Annotated in this window: 23 protein-coding genes; 10 read left to right on the forward strand and 13 right to left on the reverse strand. The window is 25.2% G+C overall.

What is annotated here, in order from left to right; genetic code table 11:
* Window positions 1-28: 28 nt before the first annotated feature.
* The 4 genes from ACYUET_RS05110 to ACYUET_RS05125 all read right to left on the reverse strand — a co-directional run bounded on the left by ACYUET_RS05110 (window position 29) and on the right by ACYUET_RS05125 (window position 3276).
* Window positions 29-451 carry a MarR family winged helix-turn-helix transcriptional regulator gene (locus ACYUET_RS05110; RefSeq protein WP_460278164.1) on the reverse strand — a complete coding sequence of 141 codons (423 nt, stop codon included), beginning with the start codon at window positions 449-451 and terminating at the stop codon, window positions 29-31.
* 215 nt (window positions 452-666) lie between these two features.
* The gene (locus ACYUET_RS05115) at window positions 667-1257 is read right to left on the reverse strand and encodes a DUF4878 domain-containing protein (RefSeq protein ID WP_460278165.1); all 591 of its coding nucleotides are present in this window, start codon (window positions 1255-1257) and stop codon (window positions 667-669) included.
* Between the two features lie 197 nt (window positions 1258-1454).
* A complete protein-coding gene (locus ACYUET_RS05120) occupies window positions 1455-2756 on the reverse strand; it encodes a hypothetical protein (RefSeq protein ID WP_460278166.1) in 1302 nt (433 codons plus the stop codon).
* A 229-nt stretch (window positions 2757-2985) separates the two neighbouring features.
* Window positions 2986-3276 carry a hypothetical protein gene (locus ACYUET_RS05125; protein ID WP_460278167.1) on the reverse strand — a complete coding sequence of 97 codons (291 nt, stop codon included), beginning with the start codon at window positions 3274-3276 and terminating at the stop codon, window positions 2986-2988.
* Window positions 3277-3987: 711 nt separating this feature from the next.
* Here ACYUET_RS05125 and ACYUET_RS05130 point away from each other — a divergent pair.
* Window positions 3988-5988: a leucine-rich repeat protein gene (locus ACYUET_RS05130; RefSeq protein WP_460278168.1), complete on the forward strand. Its 2001-nt coding sequence runs from the start codon at window positions 3988-3990 to the stop codon at window positions 5986-5988.
* 306 nt (window positions 5989-6294) lie between these two features.
* Entirely contained in the window at window positions 6295-7800 is a 1506-nt protein-coding gene (locus ACYUET_RS05135) for a leucine-rich repeat domain-containing protein (protein ID WP_460278169.1), read from the forward strand.
* A gap of 183 nt (window positions 7801-7983) precedes the next feature.
* On the opposite strand, the gene ACYUET_RS05140 is transcribed toward ACYUET_RS05135, so the two are convergent.
* Window positions 7984-9012: a hypothetical protein gene (locus tag ACYUET_RS05140; protein WP_460278170.1), complete on the reverse strand. Its 1029-nt coding sequence runs from the start codon at window positions 9010-9012 to the stop codon at window positions 7984-7986.
* Window positions 9013-9111: 99 nt separating this feature from the next.
* Window positions 9112-9666, reverse strand: a complete 555-nt coding sequence (locus tag ACYUET_RS05145; RefSeq protein WP_460278171.1) for a GNAT family N-acetyltransferase — start codon at window positions 9664-9666, stop codon at window positions 9112-9114.
* A 193-nt stretch (window positions 9667-9859) separates the two neighbouring features.
* Between ACYUET_RS05145 and ACYUET_RS05150 the strand changes: the two genes are divergently transcribed.
* Together ACYUET_RS05150 and ACYUET_RS05155 are read left to right on the forward strand one after the other, a co-directional pair.
* The gene (locus ACYUET_RS05150) at window positions 9860-10426 is read left to right on the forward strand and encodes a sigma-70 family RNA polymerase sigma factor (protein WP_460278172.1); all 567 of its coding nucleotides are present in this window, start codon (window positions 9860-9862) and stop codon (window positions 10424-10426) included.
* Window positions 10410-11465, forward strand: a complete 1056-nt coding sequence (locus ACYUET_RS05155) for a DUF4179 domain-containing protein (protein WP_460278173.1) — start codon at window positions 10410-10412, stop codon at window positions 11463-11465. Before ACYUET_RS05150 ends, ACYUET_RS05155 begins: the two co-directional genes overlap by 17 nt.
* A 268-nt stretch (window positions 11466-11733) precedes the next feature.
* Here the strand turns inward: ACYUET_RS05155 and ACYUET_RS05160 are convergent, their stop codons facing one another.
* From ACYUET_RS05160 to ACYUET_RS05170, 3 genes are all read right to left on the reverse strand, one after another.
* Entirely contained in the window at window positions 11734-12246 is a 513-nt protein-coding gene (locus ACYUET_RS05160) for a GrpB family protein (protein ID WP_460278174.1), read from the reverse strand.
* Window positions 12247-12297: 51 nt separating this feature from the next.
* Window positions 12298-12906 (reverse strand): hypothetical protein, encoded by a 609-nt coding sequence (locus ACYUET_RS05165; RefSeq protein WP_460278175.1) that lies wholly within the window; start codon window positions 12904-12906, stop codon window positions 12298-12300.
* A 353-nt stretch (window positions 12907-13259) separates the two neighbouring features.
* Window positions 13260-13820, reverse strand: a complete 561-nt coding sequence (locus tag ACYUET_RS05170; protein ID WP_460278176.1) for a helix-turn-helix domain-containing protein — start codon at window positions 13818-13820, stop codon at window positions 13260-13262.
* Between the two features lie 160 nt (window positions 13821-13980).
* On the opposite strand from ACYUET_RS05170, the gene ACYUET_RS05175 reads away from it, so the two are divergent.
* Complete coding sequence (locus tag ACYUET_RS05175; protein WP_460278177.1) at window positions 13981-14859, forward strand: DMT family transporter; 879 nt, start codon at window positions 13981-13983, stop codon at window positions 14857-14859.
* Window positions 14860-15042: 183 nt separating this feature from the next.
* Here ACYUET_RS05175 and ACYUET_RS05180 read toward each other — a convergent pair whose 3' ends face one another.
* Window positions 15043-15597 (reverse strand): helix-turn-helix domain-containing protein, encoded by a 555-nt coding sequence (locus ACYUET_RS05180; RefSeq protein ID WP_460278178.1) that lies wholly within the window; start codon window positions 15595-15597, stop codon window positions 15043-15045.
* Between the two features lie 134 nt (window positions 15598-15731).
* On the opposite strand from ACYUET_RS05180, the gene ACYUET_RS05185 reads away from it, so the two are divergent.
* Entirely contained in the window at window positions 15732-16664 is a 933-nt protein-coding gene (locus ACYUET_RS05185; RefSeq protein WP_460278179.1) for a DMT family transporter, read from the forward strand.
* Between the two features lie 182 nt (window positions 16665-16846).
* Here the strand turns inward: ACYUET_RS05185 and ACYUET_RS05190 are convergent, their stop codons facing one another.
* The gene (locus ACYUET_RS05190; RefSeq protein WP_460278180.1) at window positions 16847-17389 is read right to left on the reverse strand and encodes a nitroreductase family protein; all 543 of its coding nucleotides are present in this window, start codon (window positions 17387-17389) and stop codon (window positions 16847-16849) included.
* 231 nt (window positions 17390-17620) lie between these two features.
* Between ACYUET_RS05190 and ACYUET_RS05195 the strand changes: the two genes are divergently transcribed.
* On the forward strand, window positions 17621-17842 hold the full coding sequence (locus ACYUET_RS05195; RefSeq protein ID WP_460278181.1) for a hypothetical protein: 222 nt from the start codon (window positions 17621-17623) through the stop codon (window positions 17840-17842).
* Window positions 17839-18030 (forward strand): helix-turn-helix transcriptional regulator, encoded by a 192-nt coding sequence (locus tag ACYUET_RS05200; RefSeq protein ID WP_460278182.1) that lies wholly within the window; start codon window positions 17839-17841, stop codon window positions 18028-18030. Before ACYUET_RS05195 ends, ACYUET_RS05200 begins: the two co-directional genes overlap by 4 nt.
* A gap of 196 nt (window positions 18031-18226) precedes the next feature.
* On the opposite strand, the gene ACYUET_RS05205 is transcribed toward ACYUET_RS05200, so the two are convergent.
* Window positions 18227-20320 carry a serine hydrolase domain-containing protein gene (locus ACYUET_RS05205; RefSeq protein ID WP_460278183.1) on the reverse strand — a complete coding sequence of 698 codons (2094 nt, stop codon included), beginning with the start codon at window positions 20318-20320 and terminating at the stop codon, window positions 18227-18229.
* 200 nt (window positions 20321-20520) lie between these two features.
* Between ACYUET_RS05205 and ACYUET_RS05210 the strand changes: the two genes are divergently transcribed.
* Window positions 20521-20853, forward strand: a complete 333-nt coding sequence (locus tag ACYUET_RS05210) for a hypothetical protein (protein ID WP_460278184.1) — start codon at window positions 20521-20523, stop codon at window positions 20851-20853.
* A gap of 41 nt (window positions 20854-20894) precedes the next feature.
* Here ACYUET_RS05210 and ACYUET_RS05215 read toward each other — a convergent pair whose 3' ends face one another.
* Window positions 20895-21521, reverse strand: a complete 627-nt coding sequence (locus ACYUET_RS05215; protein WP_460278185.1) for a class I SAM-dependent methyltransferase — start codon at window positions 21519-21521, stop codon at window positions 20895-20897.
* A 318-nt stretch (window positions 21522-21839) separates the two neighbouring features.
* Here ACYUET_RS05215 and ACYUET_RS05220 point away from each other — a divergent pair, with 318 nt between their 5' ends.
* Window positions 21840-22514 (forward strand): YetF domain-containing protein, encoded by a 675-nt coding sequence (locus tag ACYUET_RS05220; protein WP_460278186.1) that lies wholly within the window; start codon window positions 21840-21842, stop codon window positions 22512-22514.
* Window positions 22515-22522 lie beyond the last annotated feature (8 nt).

A 22522-nucleotide genomic window follows, 5' to 3' on the forward strand; every position in this document is an offset into this window, starting at 1 on the left:
ATATATCAATTATTAGCTAAAAAAATTATTATAAATTTGAAACTAATTTTTTTAATAATTTTTTTAGTTGTTCTAACTCATCTTCGCTAAATATAGCGTTAATCTCTTGTGAATTTTTATCTACTACTTTTAATGCTTCATTATATAAAGCCCGACCATTATCTGTGATATATACTAGAAATTCTCTTCTATCATTAGGTGAATGTTTCCTTTTAACAATATCCTTCTTTTCAAGTATATCTAAACTTCGTGTAAGAGCTGCTCTATCTTTAAGTAAACTTTCAGCTAATTCTTTTTGATTGCATCCTTCCTTTAAGTATATCATGCTTAGTATACTCCACTGTTCTGTTGAAATATCATAATCCTTTAGTTTTCTTTGAAGTCTATTCTTTGTTAAATATCTTGCTTTATAAACTAACCATCCAATAGTTTCATTAAAAATATATTTCATATTCTTCACCTTTACATAACATCTAATTTTAAAAATTACTTTAACAAGTATATCAATTAATAATTGATATGTCAAAGATTTATAAATGCCTATAATTTCATAATCATATGAACAAATCATAGCTAAAAAGTTAGAAGTTATAAAAAAATATCTAGAATTACTGTTGGATCAGTTAACTCTAGATATTTTTTATATAATTTTAATTTATTTATATACTACTTTTGAGCATTAAACATCTTAGGATCTATATTAACTAATAATTTTGCTAATTCATCATTATCTTTTATCTTCCATTCACCATCTACTTTTTCTAAATGTATATCTTGGGTTCTTTCTGTTAATTTAACATTATCTAAACATTCACTTAACATACTGTCATACATTTTTTCATTTTCTTCATCTGATGCATTGTTTCCTGAAAATGCACTTGAAAATGCAACAGAAATTGCTTTTTGGAAGAACTCACCTATAACTGCTGCTAAATCTGGAGCTGTTGCAGTTACATTTACTACTGCTGAATCTCCATCTAAATTTTCAGAATTTATTTTATAAGTTAATTTTTTCATAGAATCAAGCATTTTCTTTTCTGATTCATCAAATTTAGCTTTATCTTGTCCTGTTTTTTCATCCTTCTTTTCTATATTTTCATTTAATAATTTAGAAAAATCAGCATTCTCACCTTTTTTTACTTGTTCTAAATAATTTTTTACAGTATTAGTTGGTGTCTTTTTTCCTGCACAACCGCAAACTCCAACTAATAATATAAATACTAGAGCAAGAGAAAGTACCTTTTTTAAATTCCTCACTATTATTTCCCCCTTAAATAAGTTATATAAATATTTTAGTAAAATAATTACATAATATGATATTATTTTACTTTATTCCCTAATAATTATATCATATTAAATAAAAATAGATAGTTAAAATTATATTTTATTGTATAGTTTTACTATAAAATAATTTTTATATAATTATTAAAACTAACACAATTTTAATAATTACTCTAATCATTCTCTATGTATACAATATCCAATATTCTTTCAGCATTAGGTAAATATTTAGCTATTACCTTATCGTCTATATAATATTTATCTACTTGGCTATTCTTATCATTAACAGGTATATAATATTTATCTTCAAATCCATCTAATTCAATTTTATAAAAGCCATCTTCTTTTTCTATATTATTGATCAAAGTAACCTCTTCAGCATAGTTATTTGATATTACATATGAAAAATCATAGATATTGTTGATCAAATTATATCCTTCAAACCCTCCCTGTCCAATTAGCATCAGAATTATAAATAATATAAACTTAATATTTTTACATTTATTCCTTAATATATATCTTAAACATAATATTGCAGCACACAAAATCACATATAACATAAATATTTCACAACATAACTCTGTCCAATATGAATTATATAAACTTTTTTTAGATAATATTCCTACAACTTTACATCCAAAAAAACATATTCCAAATGGTGCTGCAAAATATATAAACCATTTTTCCTTTATACTATTCTTAAAATTAGTTATAGTATTAAGTATTAAAACAAAAACTAAATGAATAATAGGAATACAACTTAATTTTTTTAATATATTTATAATTGGTTTATCATTTTTTTCTTCATTTGATTTATTATAATAATCTTCAATAAAAACTCCATTCTCAATACATTTTTCTGATAAGCATTTTATAGTTTCAATTATAATTGGTGAAGTTATTTCATCATACTTTATTATTTGATTTATAATATTTGCTGCTTCATAATAATTTTTAATATAAACATAATATTCTGCCTGTAATAAATTATAATATACCCTTTCCCCTTCTGATAATTTTTCTCTATCTATTTCTAGTAATAACTTTTTACTTTCTTCATATAATCCTTTATAGTTATAATAATTTATATAAAATATATTGTACGTACTATTAGCTTTTTCTTTTATACTATCAATATCTTTTTTTCCTTCTGTAATAACATAATTTATAGTCTCTTCATCTTTAATCTTAGTACTGTAAAGTAATAAATTATAATAATAACTTATTTTTTCTCTTTTATTTAAGTCATCTATATCTAAACTTTTTAAAGTATCTAAAGCTTTATGTATTTCATTATTAAAATAGTAAGCAATTGATAAATTAATTGTAGCTAATTTTCTAACGCTCTTATTTTTAGTAGTATTTTTTACTTTAGTTTCAACTTCTATATATTTATCATAATCATTGCACAAATAATTAATGTTCGATCTTGCTTGATCAATAAAAATACTATATAGATTTTCTCTAATACTCATTTTCTTATTAACTCCTTACTTCATTTGTTTATATTTAAACTCATTATTAAATTTTAAATATAAGTTCCTCACTATTAAGATTTATATTAATAGTGAGGAACTTATATATACTAAAATTAATAGTGCTTTTTTAATTTCCTTATACTTTAAAACAATGTTCAATCCTAATTAAAAAATAAGTTTCACTTTAGACTAATAATTTTATTTATATTATTATATTAACCTTAACTTAAAAGATTTTAATTATATGAGTTAAAGATCTAAATATAAAAAATATAATAACAATAAATATTGACCAAACAAATATAAGATCAGCACTCCTTGGTTTTTTTTCTTTCCATATTCCCCACATTATAATACCAAAAAAAGGTATTATAGTTGCCATAAGAAAAGTACCAAATCCCGGAACATCTTTGGTACTTGATCTTTTTTTTATATATTCTAATTTAATAGCTGTATCCTCTTGAGTACACCTAAATTTATCAGTCTCTAGTTGTTGTCCACCTTTTTTACAAATCATAATATATCCCCTTACTAGATTTAGTTTTCTATAATTTTATTCTTTGAAATAGTTTATAAATTTAATTATTTCTTACTAAATTCAATCATGCTCTTGCCACTTACTTTTGTGAAATATCAAAAATAACATTTAAATACATTTATTAAATTCACCTTTCTACTAATTTTTTATAAAATATAATTATTTTTCCACTATTATAACACATTTCACAATTACAATATTATCTGATTTTAAAAAACACTTTAGTTAATAATTTTAGTATTGAAAACTAAAAATACCGTATATTTCTTTTAAATAATACGGTATTTCCATTTATTTAATATTAAGTTTTATTTATTAATTTACTTATATAATTTTTTATAATTAGCTGTATTCATAATATACTCATACAAACTTATTAGTTTAATATCTACTATATCAATAATATCCAAAATAATTTTTGATATTTCGTTTAAGCATATCATATTTAAATTTGCTATAAAGATCCTAAACATTATTTTCTATCCAATAGTTATCTTGTTTATTGGGATAATATATTACTTGTGATTTTACTTTATTCTATATAAAAACCTTTAAAATTCTTAATAAAATATTAAAAATATGAAAATATAGTTGAATTAAGAATTTTAAATGATATTATACTTTTATGTATTATATTACTATATATAATAATATGTACTAAATAACTACTAATTAAAAGGGGATAAAATAATGTTAAGAAATAATAAATTTATTTTAGGAATGCTTGCACTTGCAATAAGTACAAGTATTATAAGCTATAAAACAACAATAACAGCAAGTGCTGAGCCAATCCAGTTACAATTAGGTGCTTACAATACAGAAAAAGATAAAGATTTACCGTTAAGGGAAGCTACTGATGAAAACGGAATTACATGGAGTTATAAACTTCTTAATGATGGTACTATTTATCTTCAATATGCAAAAAATATTCAAGCTAACATGGAAGTTCCTGAAAAATTAGGTGGGAGAATTGTTTCTGTTATTGGAGATATAGTAGAATATAAAAGTCCACATCACAACGCTGCGCCTCTTCCTGATTCTATAATACAAAGTGTTAAAATACCATCAAGCGTAAGATTTATAGGTCCTGATTCTTTCCGTTGTAAAAATCTAACTGATGTACAACTTCCAAATACTACATGGGTGTCAGAGCGTGCCTTTATAGATACACCATGGCTTAACTCTCAAAAAAATTCTAAAGGATTAATAATTATAAATAATAGATTATTAAGTGCAAAAAATCAGTCTGGAGATATTAGAATCCCTTCAAATGTAAAAGAAATAGCAAATGATGCATTTGCTGATGAACACAATATAACTAGTGTTGCTATTCCAAATAGTGTTCTAAAAATAGGATCTAAAGCCTTTAGTCATTGTGATAATATGAAAAAAATCACACTTCCTAATGGTATTACAGAAATAAAATATAGTACTTTTGAGTATTGCAGTAATCTGGAAAGTATTGAATTACCTAATGATATTACAGAAATAGGTAACCGTGCTTTTGAGGGTTGTAGTAAACTTAAAAATGTTATCATTCCTGATAGCGTTACCCAAATAGGTAGTTGCGCTTTTGCAGCATGTAGCAATCTAAAAAATATTAAAATTTCTAATAATAAAATACACTTAGAAAATGGTGCTTTTAGTAGTTGTGAGCAATTAACTGATGTTGATTTACCATCTAGTGCATCAATAGAAGAAGGGGCTTTTAGTAATACACCATGGCTTGGAGATCAAAGAGATTCTAATGGCTTATTGATTGTAAATAATGTTTTAATAAATGCTGGTGATCAAAAAGAGGATTTTAAAATTCCTGATAATGTTACAGCTATAGGAAGCTGTGCTTTTAAAAACTGGACTGATTTAAGTAAAATTCAAATTCCTGATAGTGTTACAGAAATAAGAGATAAAGCTTTTAGTGGATGTATTAATCTTAATAATATTATAATTCCTGATAGTGTTACAAAAATAGGAGAATCTGCTTTTGAAGAATGTACTAAGCTGCAAAAGATTGAAATTCCAGGTAGTGTAAAGGAAATAGGATCATATGCTTTTATAAGTTGTTCAAACTTAAAAAATGTCATATTAAATGAAGGTACAAAAACAATAGGAACTGGAGCATTTAATCTATGTAAAAACATAAAGGTTTTAGAAATACCTTCTAGTGTAATAAATACTTATCAGGATACTGCTTTTGATGAAGGAGTAACTATTATAAAAAATGGTACTTCATATGTTAATAAAGATCCGTATAATAACTCTTCAAATAAAAAAGATACCACATCTCAAACACTTACAGTAGAATCAGGATGGCATAAGGAAGGTGATTATTGGTACTGGCTTTGGAGCGATGGAACTAAGCGTAATGGATGGTATGAAGAAAATGGTAACTGGTTTTATTTTTATGGAAATGGTCAAATGGCAACAGGTTTTATAAATCTTAATGGAGCTATTTATTATTTAAATCCTAATAGTGATGGATACCAAGGTGCAATGAAAACAGGATGGAATAAAATTAATGGATATTGGTATTATTTTAATCCTCTATCTGATGGTTACAAAGGATTAATGGCAAGGGGCTGGCTTCAAGAAGGAGGAAATTGGTATTATTTCTATTATGACGGAACAATGGCCGCAAATACAACAATAAATGGATACTATGTAAATTCAAGCGGTGCTTGGGTAAGATAAGAATATTTTAGATACTAATTTAAAAAGAAAATATAAGTAGAAAAACCGTTTTAAGATGCCTTATTTCTACTTGGTACTAAAAAATTTAGCACAATATCAGTTATGTATAAATATAATCTACAGAAAAATAAGAAGTTCCTAAAGTGGTACTTCTTATTTTTTTAGTTAATGATTTAAAAATCTAGATAAAATATTAAAATATAGTTGAATTAGTAATTTAAAGTGGTAATATACTTTTATGGATTATATTAACTTTATATAAATAATATGTACTAAAATAAATACTAATTAAAAGGGGAGAAAATAATGTTAAGACATAATAAATTTATTTTAGGAATGCTTTCACTTGCAATAAGTACAAGTATTATAAGCTATAAGACAACAATAAAAACAAACGCTGAATCAATACAATTAGGAGCTTATGATTCAGAAGAAGATAAAGATTTACCAACCAGAGAAACCACTGATGAAAACGGAATTACATGGAATTATAAACTTCTTAATGATGGTACTCTTTATCTTCAATATGCAAAAAATGTTCAAGCTAACATGGAAGTTCCAGAAAAATTAGATGGGAGGATCGTGTCAGTTATTGGTGATATAGTACAATATGAACCATATCGTGATTATATTCCACGTGGTGATACTATAATAAAAAGTGTTAAAATACCATCGACAGTAAGATTTATAGGTCCACATTCTTTTAATTGTAGAAATTTAATAAATGTAGAATTACCAAATACTACATGGGTATCAGAATATGCTTTTACAGATGCACCGTGGCTTGAAAATCAAAGAAATTCTAAAGGATTAATAATAATAAATGGTAGGCTATTAAGTGCAAAGAATCAATCTGGAGATATTAAAATTCCTTCAAATGTAAAAGAAATAGCAAATGGTGCATTTACTGGTGGGCACAATATAACTAGTGTTACTATTCCAAATAGTGTTACAGAAATAGGAAATAATGCCTTCATTGATTGCAGAAATATGGAAAGTATTAAACTTCCTGATAATATTAAAGAAATAAAAAGTTGTACTTTTGCCTATTGTCATGAACTTAAAAATATTAAAATACCTGATAGTGTCACAAAAATAGGCGATAATGCTTTTTCTGAATGTAATAAATTAGAAAATATTATAATTCCTGATAGTGTTGTAGAAATAGATAATGATGCTTTTTTTGAATGTACTAGTTTGAAAAAACTTAAAATTTATAATGATAATATACACTTAAGACGTGGCTCATTTAGTAATTGCGATCAATTAAATAATGTTGAATTACCCTCTAATGCATCTATAGAAGAAGGCGCTTTTGATGAAGGAGTAACTATTATAAAAAATGGAACTTCATATGTTAATAAAGCACCAAAGAATACATCTTCAAATACAGGAAATAGTGTACCTCAAACATCTATTGTTCAACAAGGTTGGCATAAAGATGGTGATTATTGGTACTGGCTTTGGAGTGATGGAACTAAGCGTAATGGATGGTATGAGGAAAATGGTAACTGGTTTTACTTTTATGGAAATGGTCAAATGGCAACAGGATTTATAAATCTTAACGGAGCTATTTATTATTTAAATCCTAATAGTGATGGATACCAAGGTGCAATGAAAACAGGATGGAATAAAATTAATGGATATTGGTATTATTTTAATCCTCTATCTGATGGTTACAAAGGATTAATGGCAAGAGGCTGGCTTCAAGAAGGAGGAAATTGGTATTATTTCTATTATGATGGGACTATGGCTGCAAATACAACAATAAATGGATACTATGTAAATTCAAGTGGTGCTTGGGTAAGATAAGAATACTCCAGATAATAGTTTTAAAAAATCAAGGAAAAAATCATTTCAAGATACCTTATTTTCTACTTAATAATATAAAATTTTAATTTAGATTTTAAGTAAATTTAAAATAACTATGGTTATATATAATTATAGTTCATAAAAATAAGAAGTACCTAAGATGGGCACTTCTTATTTTTTAATTTAATAAGCAATTGTTAAGTCGGTAATTATAGTAGGTTTTCCATTTTCATACACTTTTTCTATTTTATTAGTTTTAAGATTATAACTGTATACATTCTGTGGCATAGAAGTTATATCTTGAAATAATATATTTCCTCCCCCTTTAGGTGCACCAGAAAAATAAAGTACGTTTCCGTTCTTAGACATAACAGCATAACTATTATTAATGGCTGAAATAATATAATTCTTATTATTAAAAATCATATCATCTGTTAAAAGTTTTGTAACTTGTCCATTTTCAGTAGAAACTTCATAAATACCATAGCAATTTTCATTATCAATATTTTCACCACTAATAATAGCTTTTTTACAGTCATAATTATATGAAATATTATCAATTTTAGTTGCATTAATTGATGCAATTTTTTTCATATTTGAGTTATCTGAATTGATTTCATAGATAGAATATTCTATAGGTTTAATTGGAGTTTGAGTTTTATTTGCTTCAGTTCGTCTTTTTTCTTCTTCAGAGTTAGAATTCATAACAGCTATTATTTTATTATCTCTAATATCATATACTTCAGTAACTCTATCTTTATCTAACTCATCAAATATTATAGAAGAATTATCTTTTATATTATATTTTACAATTTTTGAAAGTGCCGATGAAGGGTCTATAACCTCAAAATAAATTGTATCATTATCGCCAGCTTTTCCACCGAATTTTCCAAGTTTATTAGTCGTAAGTTTCTTTATTTGTTTCGTTTTTAAATCTAATGAAAATACTTGCCAAGTTTCTTTTCCAAGAGCATTCATATAAACCAAAGAACTTTTATCATCCGATAAATTCCCACTTAACCAAACATCTTGATTTGAAATTAATATACTTTGTTCTTTAGTTTCTGGATTTACTTTAGTAATGCTACTTTTACCATCTGTGTCATATGTAGAAAAAATAAGTTCTTCATTGCTGTTATTTGATGAAATATTTTTAGTAACTTTTACATTAATATTACTAATACATATTAAACTTATAAAAATAATACCCAAAATAAATATTTTTAAATTATTATTTAACTTATGTTTAATATCTATCCCCTCCACTCTCAATAATTTATTAAATTTATCTACTACTTAAATAAAGAATTATTAAACAATATATTCTGATTTTAGAATACTATAGTAAAAAGTAATAACTTCCTTATTATCTAAAAGTTTTAACTTTTCATTTTTTCTAAATCTATATTTGAATCCACATTTTTCAATTACTCTTTTTGAATTTTTATTAAAATCAAAATGCCCACACCAAATTAAATCTAGCTTTAATTTATCAAAACCGTACTTAATTAAACACTCTACAGCCTCTGGAACAATTCCTTTTCCCCAATACTTAGGATTTAAAACATACCCTATTTCCTTTTGTTTTAATTGAGTGAGATTAATATCTGGTTTTCTATCATGAAGTCCTATTCCACCAATAACTTTATTTTCTGATTTCAAAACAATAGCATATGTATCATTATTTTTAATAAACATTTTTATTATTTCTTTACTTTCATCTTCACTTTTATGTGGTGACCACCCAGCATTAGGACCTACTAATCCACTTTTAGCATATTCATATAAATCCTTGCTATCAGTTTCCTTCCATCCTCTTAATATTAATCTTTCAGTTATTAATCTTTCAGTTATTAATCTCTCCATATATCTTCTCCTTTTTTATTTGTAATAAATTAATATTATTGATTTATTATAACATAATTTGTAAATACAACATTATCCAATCTTCAAAAAACATTATTTAAATTAATATTTTTTATTTATAAAATGATAGAATATAGAATGTTATTTCGTATATATAGGTGTGTTAATAAAAAACGACTTGAAAGGAGACGGCATGGAGGACAAACTGATAATTAAATATATAAAAAAGAGCAACGAAAAAGGTCTAGAACTTTTAGTTGAAAAATATGGTGGACTTATTAAAGGAGTTATTAATAGATATTTATTTAAATTGCAAAGTTATGAAGAAGAATGTTTTGATGATATATTACTTTCTATTTGGAATAACATAGATAAGTTTGATGAAGATAAAAACAGCATTAGAAATTGGATAATATCAATTTCTAGATATAAATCAATTGATTATAAACGTAAATACTTATCCAAACTTATTAATCAAAAAGTAGATATTAATTTAATTAAGGATAATAAAGCTATTGATGAAGATCTTTTAGAAGAAGAAATTAATAATGAAATTAATGAACTATTAAGCAATTTAAATGATATGGATAGACAGATTTTTAGTAAAATTTGCTTTAAAGAAATGGATGTAAGTGAAATATCAAAGGAAATGAATTTAAAAAATTCCTACATATACAATAGAATTTCTAGAGGAAGAAACAAGCTTAGAAAAATTTTTCTATTAAATAGAGAGGGTGTAAAAGATGAAAAATCAGTTTGAGATTTTAAATAAAATTCAAAATAAAGATAATTATAATGAAGAAAACTTAACTGAACAAGAAAAACAAGCTATAGTTAATAGAATATCTAAAAAAATTAAAAATAATAAAAATAAAAAGTATTATAAAAAAGCAACGGCTGCTGTTTTATGCTGTATACTGCTTGGAAGTAGCTTAATGACAAATGAAGAAGTGTTGGCAGCGATTAACGATAAAATAGAAAAGACAATAGAAAGCTTCTTTGAAAAAGATGAAGAAGTAGTTAAAGATTATAAACAAAATGTGTTAAAGGAAGTTGAAGATAAAGGAATAAACTTTATAGTACATGAGGCAGTTATAGATGGAAATGAACTTTTAGTATCTGTATCTATAGATTATAGTAAGTTTAATACTAGAAAATTTAATACAAAAAGTAATGAAGTTTTTAAAATAACACCAAATTGGTCAAATTTTAATATTAATATTATTCAAAATGGAGAAAAGAAAATATTAAATGAAAGTGGTATAACATATAACAATAATGAACATGATAAAGATAAAATTCTTAATATGTTATTAACAGCAAAGATTGAAAATCCTAATTTAAAAGATAATTATACGGTAGATTTAAATATAAACAAGATGAATTCTAATACAGACAATGACATTTTGATTGAAGGAGATTGGAATCTAACATTTGAAGTTAATAACAATGATAATGGAAAAACTTATACTATTGATAAAAAAATTGATCTTATATCTCAAGATGAAAATATAGATGTAACTTTGGAAGAAATAAGAGTGTCACCTTTATTATTAAAAACACGATATAAGTTTAATGGCTCAAATGGTGAAAAATTTGTGAAATTTAAAATAGTGGACGAATATGGAAAAGAAGTTTGTGCATATGGTGGTGGCGGTGCTCCAGAAGGTGTTGAATACACATATATTCCTAATAAAGATATGAAATCCATAAAACTAATACCAGGAATAGAGAATACATTTGAAATTGATAATATAAAATATTTTGAAGATAAAGCAATAAATATAAAGCTTGATTAAATTAATATTACCAAGCTCTATATTACACATATATCCATATTTTCTCCCAAGGCATATAGTAATTAGTTTTACTTAGTAAAAATACCGTATATTCTCTTTTGAATAATACGGTATTTCTTTTAATCTATTGTTTTATTTGTGTAAATATTTTTAATATTATATTATTTAAATAAAAAAATATCTACTTTTGCTTCTAGTCAATCTGAACTTTATTTTTACTTGTACATAATATAAAGATATTACATATAAATTAAATGAATATTTAATCCTATAATCCAATTTTCTTATAAATTTCAGCAATAAAAGGACTTTTAAATTCTATATAACTATTAATATCCGTTGGATATTTTTTTGATGCTTGTAGTTTGATTTCACTATATTTTTCTCTATATTCCTTATGCGTTTTCAAATAATCTCGAAAAGCAATATGCCTTTCTAATTCTTTAGAATTCTGTGGACAAACATATAATTGGTGTGTCATAAACTCATGCTTTTCTATATATCCAAAAGCTTCTCTATCCTTTATACCTAAATCTCCTTCATGGTAATATCTTAATTTCTCCAAGTTAGATTTAACCTCGTGAAAATTATCATAATTTTTAATAACAACATCTATATCTATAATTGGTTTAGCATATAAACCTTCTATAGAAGTGCTTCCAACATGTTCAATTGCAACAATACTATTTTTAAGTGCCTTTTCTAAATACGATTTTATTTTTTGAAATTCATCATTCCATTTATAATCATACTGAACAACAATAACTCTTTTTGTTCTCATTTATTTATCTCCGATATTAATTAACATTATTTTAGTATTATGCAACAAAAATTACTTCTTTATATAATCAGACGCTTTTTTATGTTCAGATGAATTCATATGCTTTGAATTATATATTTCTACAGCTTTTTCAATACCATCAGTACTCATATGTGGTAGGTATGTTTCAATATATCCCCAATTTCCTGTCTTTTGTATAATTTCTATAGCTTCTGCGTCAGCTTGATTTTTTGAAATATCAGATGCAACTTCTATATTTTTAGGATTATTCTGACCATTCATAGTTAAATTCACAGAATTATCTTTACTATTCCATTCAACTTTAAAATTCATATATTCTAGCAATTCACTCATGGGCATATATAATTCTGCTTCAGAATCTTTTTCTTTTACAATTGAAATTAATGGGTCTTTTAAATTTATCTCATTTCCATTAAAATAAACCTTATCCTTAGTAATAGATGCTGATTTTATACCTTCTCCTGAAGAAATAGTAGCACCTTCAGCGTTAGTAATAGTTTCTGATTTTTTTTCTTCTACTACAGGAACAGCGGCAACCTTAGTGTTTAATTTTGTTTTTTCTATTGTAAAAACAACTGAAGCTCCTATTATACCAATTATTAAGCCTACAACTATACTTTTTACATCAAATTTTTTCATCATTCTCTCCTCTTTGTTTTATAGCAATTTATTGTATAAATAGTACATAAAATTAAAAATAAATTTTCTATTATAATCTAATAAATTACTTTTATTACTTAATTTATAAAGTTATTTTTTATTATACCATATTTCCCCAACATATCATTATTCAATTTTCAAAGAACATCATTACCATTTATTATTCTAGATTCTACATAATATAAAAAATAAATTTCCTATAATTATGAGTATATAGGAATACAGACTTTTATAATAAATTTCTACTCATTAATATATATTAACTTTAATATGACATAAATTTAAATTGAACTTACTTTTATGCATATATTTTCCAATAACTATCAAAATACCTAAATAAGTGATGGTGTAAGTACAAATAATATATTATTTGTTTTGCTGCTTTTATTTAAAAATTTATGTTTTACATTAGGAGGAATACGTACAACATCTCCTTCTTCTAAAAAATACTCTATGCGTTCCAATTCTACGTATACCTGACCTTTCATAACAACAGCAATTTCTTCTTTATCAATATGTGAATAATAATTTTCAGTTGTACTTGAATTAGGATTTAAATCCATCATTAATAGTTCAATGTGTGCTTTCATAAAATCTGGTGTTAATACATCATAAACAATATGATCATTATTTTCACGATAAATCTTTTTACGATCTTTTTTCTTTGAAATTAATGAATCAGTATCAATATCATTAATAAAAAGTGTAAAAAGTGGTACATTTAATGATTTTGCAATTAGTTCCAATACATTTAGTGATGGATTTCCCTGTCCTCGTTCAATTTGGCTAATAAGTGATGTGCTAATACCTGAATAGTCTGCAAATTCTCTAATAGTCATACCATTCTTCTTACGATAATTAAGTACAGTTTGACCTAATCGTTGATGATTCATAGTATAATCTCCTTTTCATAATAATGTGTTTTTTATCTGTTTTGTGCTAACATATTAAACATCTAAAATAAAGCTATTTTTCATAACACAAATATAATATAATCATCTTGTACATTATATTATACATATTTTTTTATAATAAACAAAAGGAGATAAATTAATGAAATCACAAGTTAGTAGATATTTAGCTTTATTTTTGGGAGTATTTGCACTATCAACTTCAGCCATTTTTGTAAAATTGGCAAATGCTCCTTCATCAGTTATAGCATTTTATAGGTTATTTTTTTCAACATTAATACTTTTACCATTTTTATTATTTAATAATAAAAACCGACAAGAATTAATTGCACTGTCAAAAAAACAATGGGGGTTTGGTCTATTATCAGGCTTATTTTTAGCAATTCATTATGTTTTGTGGTTTGAATCACTAAATTACACGTCCGTTGCAAGTTCAACAGTTATAGTTACATTACAACCTCTCTTTTCTATATCTGGTGGGTATTTTCTATTTAAAGAACGTTTCAGCAAAGGAGCCTTAACTGGTTGTTTTATAGCAATTGTTGGTTGTTTCATTATAGGATGGGGAGATTTTCAAATAAGTAATCAAGCTTTATTTGGTGATTTACTTGCCTTTATAGCAGCAGGTATGATTACTTGTTATTTTTTCGTTGGTCATCATGTTAGAAAAAATTTATCACTGGTTCCTTATTCAATAATTGGATATTCTAGTAGTTCACTTTTTTTAGCTCTTTATGCTTATAATCAGCAAGTATCTTTTATTCATTATTCTTTACATACATGGTATTCCTTTATTGGTTTAGCATTTATTGCAACTATTTTAGGACAAACTATTTTAAATTGGTTATTGAAATGGTTAAGTACATCAGTTGTATCAATGAGTATTTTAGGAGAAACAATAGGAACTTGCATTCTTGCTTATTTCATTTTAGATGAGATTATTTCTTTGCAGCAAGGTATAGGTATACTACTGATTTTATTGGGCCTTGCCTTGTTTTTATTCCAGAAAAATAATAGTTAGATAATTAATGAAAATGTATTGGTAAATTTTAGCTAAAAAACTTGCCTCAAAGGTATTTTATCATCTGAACTATATACTATAATTAAAATACCGTATTATTCAATTTTGAATAATACGGTATTTTAAGGAATTATGTGTCTTTCTCAATTAAGTTATTAGATAAGAATTTTTGTATTAATTATATTATTTAAAATAAAGTATTATATTTTGAAATACTGACTTACCTTGGTTTACATTCTTATATACATGTGGTTTATTTGCCATAAATCTAATAGAATCACCCTTTTTTAATATAAACTTTTTATCATCTATGTTTATTTCAAGTTGTCCTTCAGTAACTATAATGTATTCCTCAACACCATCATTATGAGGAGTAGATATATGATTACAACCTAGTTCTAATTCTATAGTAAATATTTCGAAGCCCTTATTTACATCAAACGGAAATATAGGATAGAGTCTCATTCTATTATCATCTTCTAATATTGGACTAATATCATTTTGATGTATTACCTTTAAATCATCTTGATCTTCATTAATAAATAATGAAAATGATACTTTCAATCCAGTTGCAATTTTCCATAGTGTAGAAACTGTTGGATTTGACTGTCCCCTTTCTATTTGACCTAACATCGCTTTACTAACACCAGTTAATTTAGCCACTTCATCTAAACTTAAACTTCTTTTATTTCGTATATCTTTTAATTTATTACCTATAATTAAGTTCAAATCTTTCATTGCTTAACTCCTTTTATTTATAGCATTTTATATGTTATAACATATATCATTTTATAATATATTATTGATTATGTAAATTGTACATTGTATAATATAACATATATATTATTAATATAACATACAGGAGGTTTCAAATGACAAAAGCACTTATATTAGGAATATCATCCTCATTCTTTTTTTCTCTTACATTTATACTTAATCAACAAATGAACATTTCTGGCGGTAGTTGGCTCTGGAGCTCATCTTTACGATATATTTTTATGTTGCCAATTCTATTTGCTATTATGATTATAAAAAATCAATTAATTGACGTATTGGAAGATATAAGAAAAAAACCTATTCAATGGGTTGCTTGGAGTACAATAGGTTTTGGAATATTTTATGCACCATTAAGTTTTGCTTCAGCATATGGTGCTTCATGGTTAGTTGCTGGAACTTGGCAGATAACTATAATTGCTGGTGCTCTTATGTCTCCACTATTTTCCAGAAGTATAGAAACAGAAAATGGGCTCTGTAAAATAAGAAATAAAATTCCAAAAAAATCTTTACTAATGTCTTCAATAATTTTATTAGGTATATTTTTAATGCAGTTTGAAGAAGCAAAATCTATATCTGGTTTAAAAACAATTTGTGGTATTGCGCCTGTTATTTTAGCTGCATTTGCTTATCCTCTTGGTAATCGTAAAATGATAGAGGTTTGTAATAATAAGTTTAATACATTTCAAAGAGTATTTGGTATGACACTATGTAGTATGCCATTTTGGATAATTATATCAATCTCAGGCTTATTATCTGTTGGGCTACCAAGTAAAAATCAAATATTTCAGTCCTTAATAGTTGCTATTTTCTCAGGTGTTGTTGCTACAATACTATTTTTTAAAGCAACTGATATAGTAAGTAGTAATATACATAAATTAGCAGTTATAGAATCAACACAATCTTGTGAAGTGCTATTTACATTGATTGGAGGAGTATTTATATTTCATGACAAAATTCCAACACATATTGGCTTAATGGGAATAGTACTTGTAGTTATTGGAATGATTTTAAATAGTCTTATTAAATGATAGAATTTGTTTAAGAAAACAAATTCTATCATTTACTTCTGCATATTTTATAATTTTATTAATTCATTATTAAATTTTAAAAAGTAATGTGTATGTTTTTTCAATATATTCGTTATGTAGATTTATCTAAATATAAGTTCCCTATACTCTAAACATATAAGGAACTCTAAAAATAAATATTTTTACCAAGTTTCATAGTGTATTATTTCTTCAAGATTTTTTCGTGGACGAGGCTTGGGTTCTTCATCTGCATAACCAAGAGTAATAATGCCAACTACATATTTATCATTTGGTATATTTAAAATTGGTCTAATTTCTTCTTGAGTAAACCATGCAACCCAACAAGTACCTAATCCTAAGTTGTTTGCTTCAAGAAGAATATGTTCCATCGAAATTGATGTATCTCTAATTATTTGTTTAAGTTCTTCCTGTGGACTGTTTTCATTTAATGACAAATTACCAGCATCTTCTGACATTCTACATCTTATATCTCCAACACACACAATAAAAACTGGAGCTGAAAGCATCCATTTTTGATTATGTGCTACTTTAGCTAGTTTTTGTTTATTTGATTCAGACTTTACTATAATAAAATGCCAAGGTTGTGTATTGCTCCCAGATGGAGCAAGTCTTGCACTCTCAAGTAACTTAATTATTTTTTCATCTTCAACTAATTTATCAATATATTTTCGTATGCTTCTACGCATTTCAATCTCTTTAATCATATCATTACATTCCTTTCTTTAATCTATAATATTAAATTTATATATTCTTTTAGTCATAATATACATCTTTTAAATTTTAATTTCCATAGTTTTCTACTGAATGATATATCTTTCTATAAATCCCTATTTATTTATAATATAGATAAAATGTAAAAAACTATTGACATTTTTTATTAAGATCCTTATTATTAAAATGTAAAAAGAATTATACATTTTAAGGAGATGTTATTTATGAAAGCTTTAAAAAAAATGGATGAAATGCAATTAAACATCAGTTTAACTTCAATTAAATTTGCATGGTTTTATACAGTAATTTTTTTATTTATGTGGTCAACTTATGATTTTATTAAAACTGGTTCGTTTAATAGTAGTCTAGCATTCTTTCTTTTAATTACTCAAAATCTTATATATTTATGTGTACATTTTATAATAAATAAAAGGATGAACAAATGAGAAATAAAATTAAAGAATTAAGAAAAGCTTTAAAATTTCGTCAAGAAGACCTTGCAAGTGAACTTGGTGTTACAAGACAAACTATTAATGCTATTGAAAATGAGAAGTATAATCCTACTTTAGAACTAGCTATGAAACTAGCTAAACTGCTTAATACAACTGTTGAGGATTTATTTTCACTTGATTGATAACAAATTTAATTATTTGACATTATAAGTTGATTATGGTGTATTTACAAATATAATACCAATATCAAGTTTAAAATATTCATAAAATGAAATACCTAGAATTTACTTTAATAATTTCCATAAGAATTCTACTTAATTTTACTAAAAAATATCACATATAATGTTGCCATTATATGTGATATTAAATTTATCTGATCTACTCTATTGTAACGTTAATTTTGCTACCTTTTTCACCGCCAAACATTATATAACCGCCACCTGATAATGTTGCAGTATTATTTTTAGTTAATGCACTTTGATTTGTACATACACCGTCTTTTGTATATACTAAAAATCCACTATTTTCAGGTAATTCTACTGTAAGTTTTTTTCCTTCTAAATTATCATTGACCTTATACCATACATTGTATCCATTATTTTCTATAGTACAAACGCCGTTACCTTCTGGGATTTCTTTTAGACCATCTTGACTAATTAATATATTTTCAGCTGCTTTCATATATTCAATATTATTTTCTTTAAAGAAATTACAATCAAATGTATCCCTTCCTGCCATTACAGGAACTTCAATAACACTAATAGAATTATTTGCATCTATGATTTTGTTAGACATTTGATAACCATTATTAAAATTAACAGTTATAAAAGCTGGCAAAACACTAAATATTTCAGAATTATACTTATCTGTTAGATTAAAATATTTCTTATTATTTCTATCTTCCCAGGCTTTACTTACTTCTACGGCCAACTTATTTTCCTCTAATTTTTGTCCCATATATTGTGCTATTGCTGTTTGTCCAACTCCTGGCAACTTTACATACGAATCAGATCTTAAATAAATCTTACCATCCTTACTTTCAAAAGTAACTTTTTCACTACCATCTTGTTTCAAAAACACTCCATTACCATTGTAGATATATTCTGTATCCTGTGCTTTCGCTAAAAGTGATATATTTGAAACTGCCATTGTACCATTTTCATTCATCTTGACATTGATAATTTGTCCTGATGCACCATATGTTCCTTCATATTTTTTAATATCATCATCTATTAAGGTTTTAGTTGGATTATTAAAAGATTTATCACTTTTTATTTCTTGAATAATACCTTTTTCTTTTAAAGCATCAAGTAACATATTGCAAGCTAAGACCTCATTATATAAGCTACTTCCACCTGTTGAGGATACTGCTGCAACCATATTATACTCTGGTAATATAACAGTAGCATTGTGATAAAGTAATGTATCTCCACCTTTTGCAATAGCTTTTATACCATATTGGCTAAATGGAAATATATTTGTTCCATCAAAGCCAAGTCCATAGTTAAAAATATTTTCAGTATTATCTATGTTATCTAACCACAAACCGTTTTGGTATTCACCACTTATCATCTGATTAACAGAATTTGCTGAAAGCAATGTACCATTCTTTGTGAATATATTCCCAAATTTACACAAGTCCTGTGTTGTTGAATATATCCCACCTGCACCAATTATGTTTGTACTATCTGGTGGTGTATCTACTGTAGGTGCAATTGTACTATACGTTTTTGCAAGCTTATCTCTATTAAATCCATCTTGTGTAGTTTTTGTATTATCCATTTTTAATGGTACTGTTATATTTTCATGAATGAAATCTGTAAAGCTTTGTTCAGTTACTTTTTCAACCAATATTTCTGCAAGTGTAAATCCATCATTACAATATACAGAAAATTTACCTGGTTCAGCTTTTAATCTTTGAGTTTTTAATTGCTCTAATAATTTATCATGGGCAATTGTATCATTATCATCCCATAAGCTTGTTCTTGAATATGCACTCCCCATAATTCCTGATGAATGATTAAGCAACATTCTAGTCGTTATTTTTTTATATCTTTCATCTTTCATTACAAACTCTGGAATATAATTTACAATAGGCTTGTCTAAATCAACTTTTTTCATATCTACTAATTTCATTATAGCAGCTGCTGTAAAAGTCTTAGATGTTGAACCAATCCCATACATGGTATCACTGGTTATACTCCTATTGCTATTTTTACTATATACTCCACTACTTCCTGATGATATTATATTACCAGCATCCATCATTGTATATTGCACACTTGTTACACCATACTTTTCAACAAGTGTATTTGCCTTTTCTTTAATTGTTTCATTTACATTAATAGAATAATTGGAATTAATCTTTTCTAATGGGTTTATTGCAGCATTAACAGGTTTACTTCTATTTCCACATACTAAAGTAAGTTGCGTTGCTAAAAGTAATGCTAAAATTTTTGAAAATTTTTTCATTTATTTGCCTCCGAACTTTCTGTATATTTAATATATTATTTAAAAGCGAAGTGATATTTAACAATATTATACTACCATAACAAGTTTTTGTATATTGAATAAATATACTTATCTTTATTGCTTAATTTTCTTTTGATTGCACTTTAAAAGTATATTTTTATAAATACTAAGCAAAATATACTAAAGCGAGGTGAATATAAATGAAAATTAAAAAGTTTTTAATATTTCTTTTAATTTCAACAATTACATTTACAGAAGTTCCAAAAGCAATTCCTCCTGTATCAAATACCTATAAGCAAGGAATATATGATATTACAGATATTAAGGAAGTTAAAGCTACTGCAGAATTTTTAACACCTAATAATGCTACTAATTTAATAATATTTAATTCCAATGGCTATCAAACTTTTTATAAGAGATTTGATACCGTAAATGAAGTTGTACATTTAGGTACTATTAAAGATGATGATATTGTTGTAATAATTGGTAAAGGTGAAATTGCTATTACTATTTCTTATGTAGATGTTCATTAATTTTACGTATTTTTTATATTTTAAGTTTTAAACAACATATTTTATAAATTAATTTTCAACTTTTTTGCTTTCATTAAAAATAGAGAATATTTATTTTTTTCACCATCTATAACCTTTATACCATTGAAGAATGTACTTGATTTGATATCATTAAATCCGGCACTACTGAAAACACTTTTTAATTCCTCTTGATTAAAACCATTATGTCCATCAAAATTAGGATATCCTTTATGAAAACTTCCATCATCTTTATCTAAATCTACAATACATAAATATCCACTTTCATTAAGCAATTCATAAAACCTCTTTATTATTTTTTCAGTATTACAAATATGATGTAATGCCATAGAACTATAAATAACATCAAATTTCATATCTAATGAATTTTCATCAAATATATCTAAATGCCTAGCAATCATATTATTAACTTTATACTTATTAATTTTAGAATCTAGTATATCTATCATTCCTCTTGATGAATCAATTAAAGTGATTTCTTTAAATTTATTATAAAGATTGAAACTTATCAGACCCGTCCCACATCCAAACTCCATTGCAGAAAAATTCTTATCAATATTAATTGAATTGTTTATTTCATTTGCTATTACTTTTGCTCTATTAATTCTTCTTTCAGTGTCCCAAAATTTAGCCTCATTATCAAAACTCATTTTTAAATCTCCTTCCTAATTTCATTTTATTTATTAATCATATATTTTTAAATTCATTACATTTTCTTTGATTCAGTGTACAGAATAGATTTTTAGGGTTTACTAAATTAATGATTCTTTTTTATATTCTTCTAAATCAAACTTTATTTTTACATTTTTTCATAATATTTATTATCTCTCTAACTATGTGTATAAATCAATTTAATTTGAATAAAATATGTTTATGAATCATTATAATTTTAAATGTTATTAGTTATTATTAATTAGCTATTTTCATTTTTAATATTATAGATATTTTATATTTTAGGAGACATTATTATGAATTTAGAGGATGGAAATATATATCATTCATTATTTAAAACAACTTTAATATTTATGGTATTGTTATTTTTAACAAGAATTCTTGGAAAGAAACAAATGAGTCACTTGACATTTTTTAATTACGTTACTGGAATTACAATTGGTTCTATAGCTGCTAATATGATTAATGACTCTAATACAAATTTTTTTAATGATTTTTTAAGTTTAATTTGGTGGTGTATATTAACTATTTTTTTTGGATATATCGGTTTAAAATCAGGAACTTTAAGAAGTATACTTGATGGGCAACCAACTATTTTGATAAAAAAATCATTAAAATCAAATCAGATTAATATGGATGATTTGTCAATGTTGCTTAGAAAAGAAGGGATATTTTCTATTCTAGAAGTAGATTATGCCATTTTAGAACCCAATGGTAACTTAAGTGTATTAAAAAAACAACCACAGCAGCAAATAACAAAGAAGGATATGAAAATTTCCACATCTAATATAAACTATATTCCATCCGAAATAATTGTTGATGGTAAAATAATAAAACATAATTTACTAGAAATAAATTTAACTGAAGAAGAATTAAAAAAACAACTTAGACATTATAATATTAATTCTGTAAAAGATGTTTTTTATGCTGAAATTCAAACTGATGGTACCTTCTTTATAGATAAGAAATAATTCTTATC

Source organism: Clostridium sp. CTA-5, from assembly GCF_054768135.1.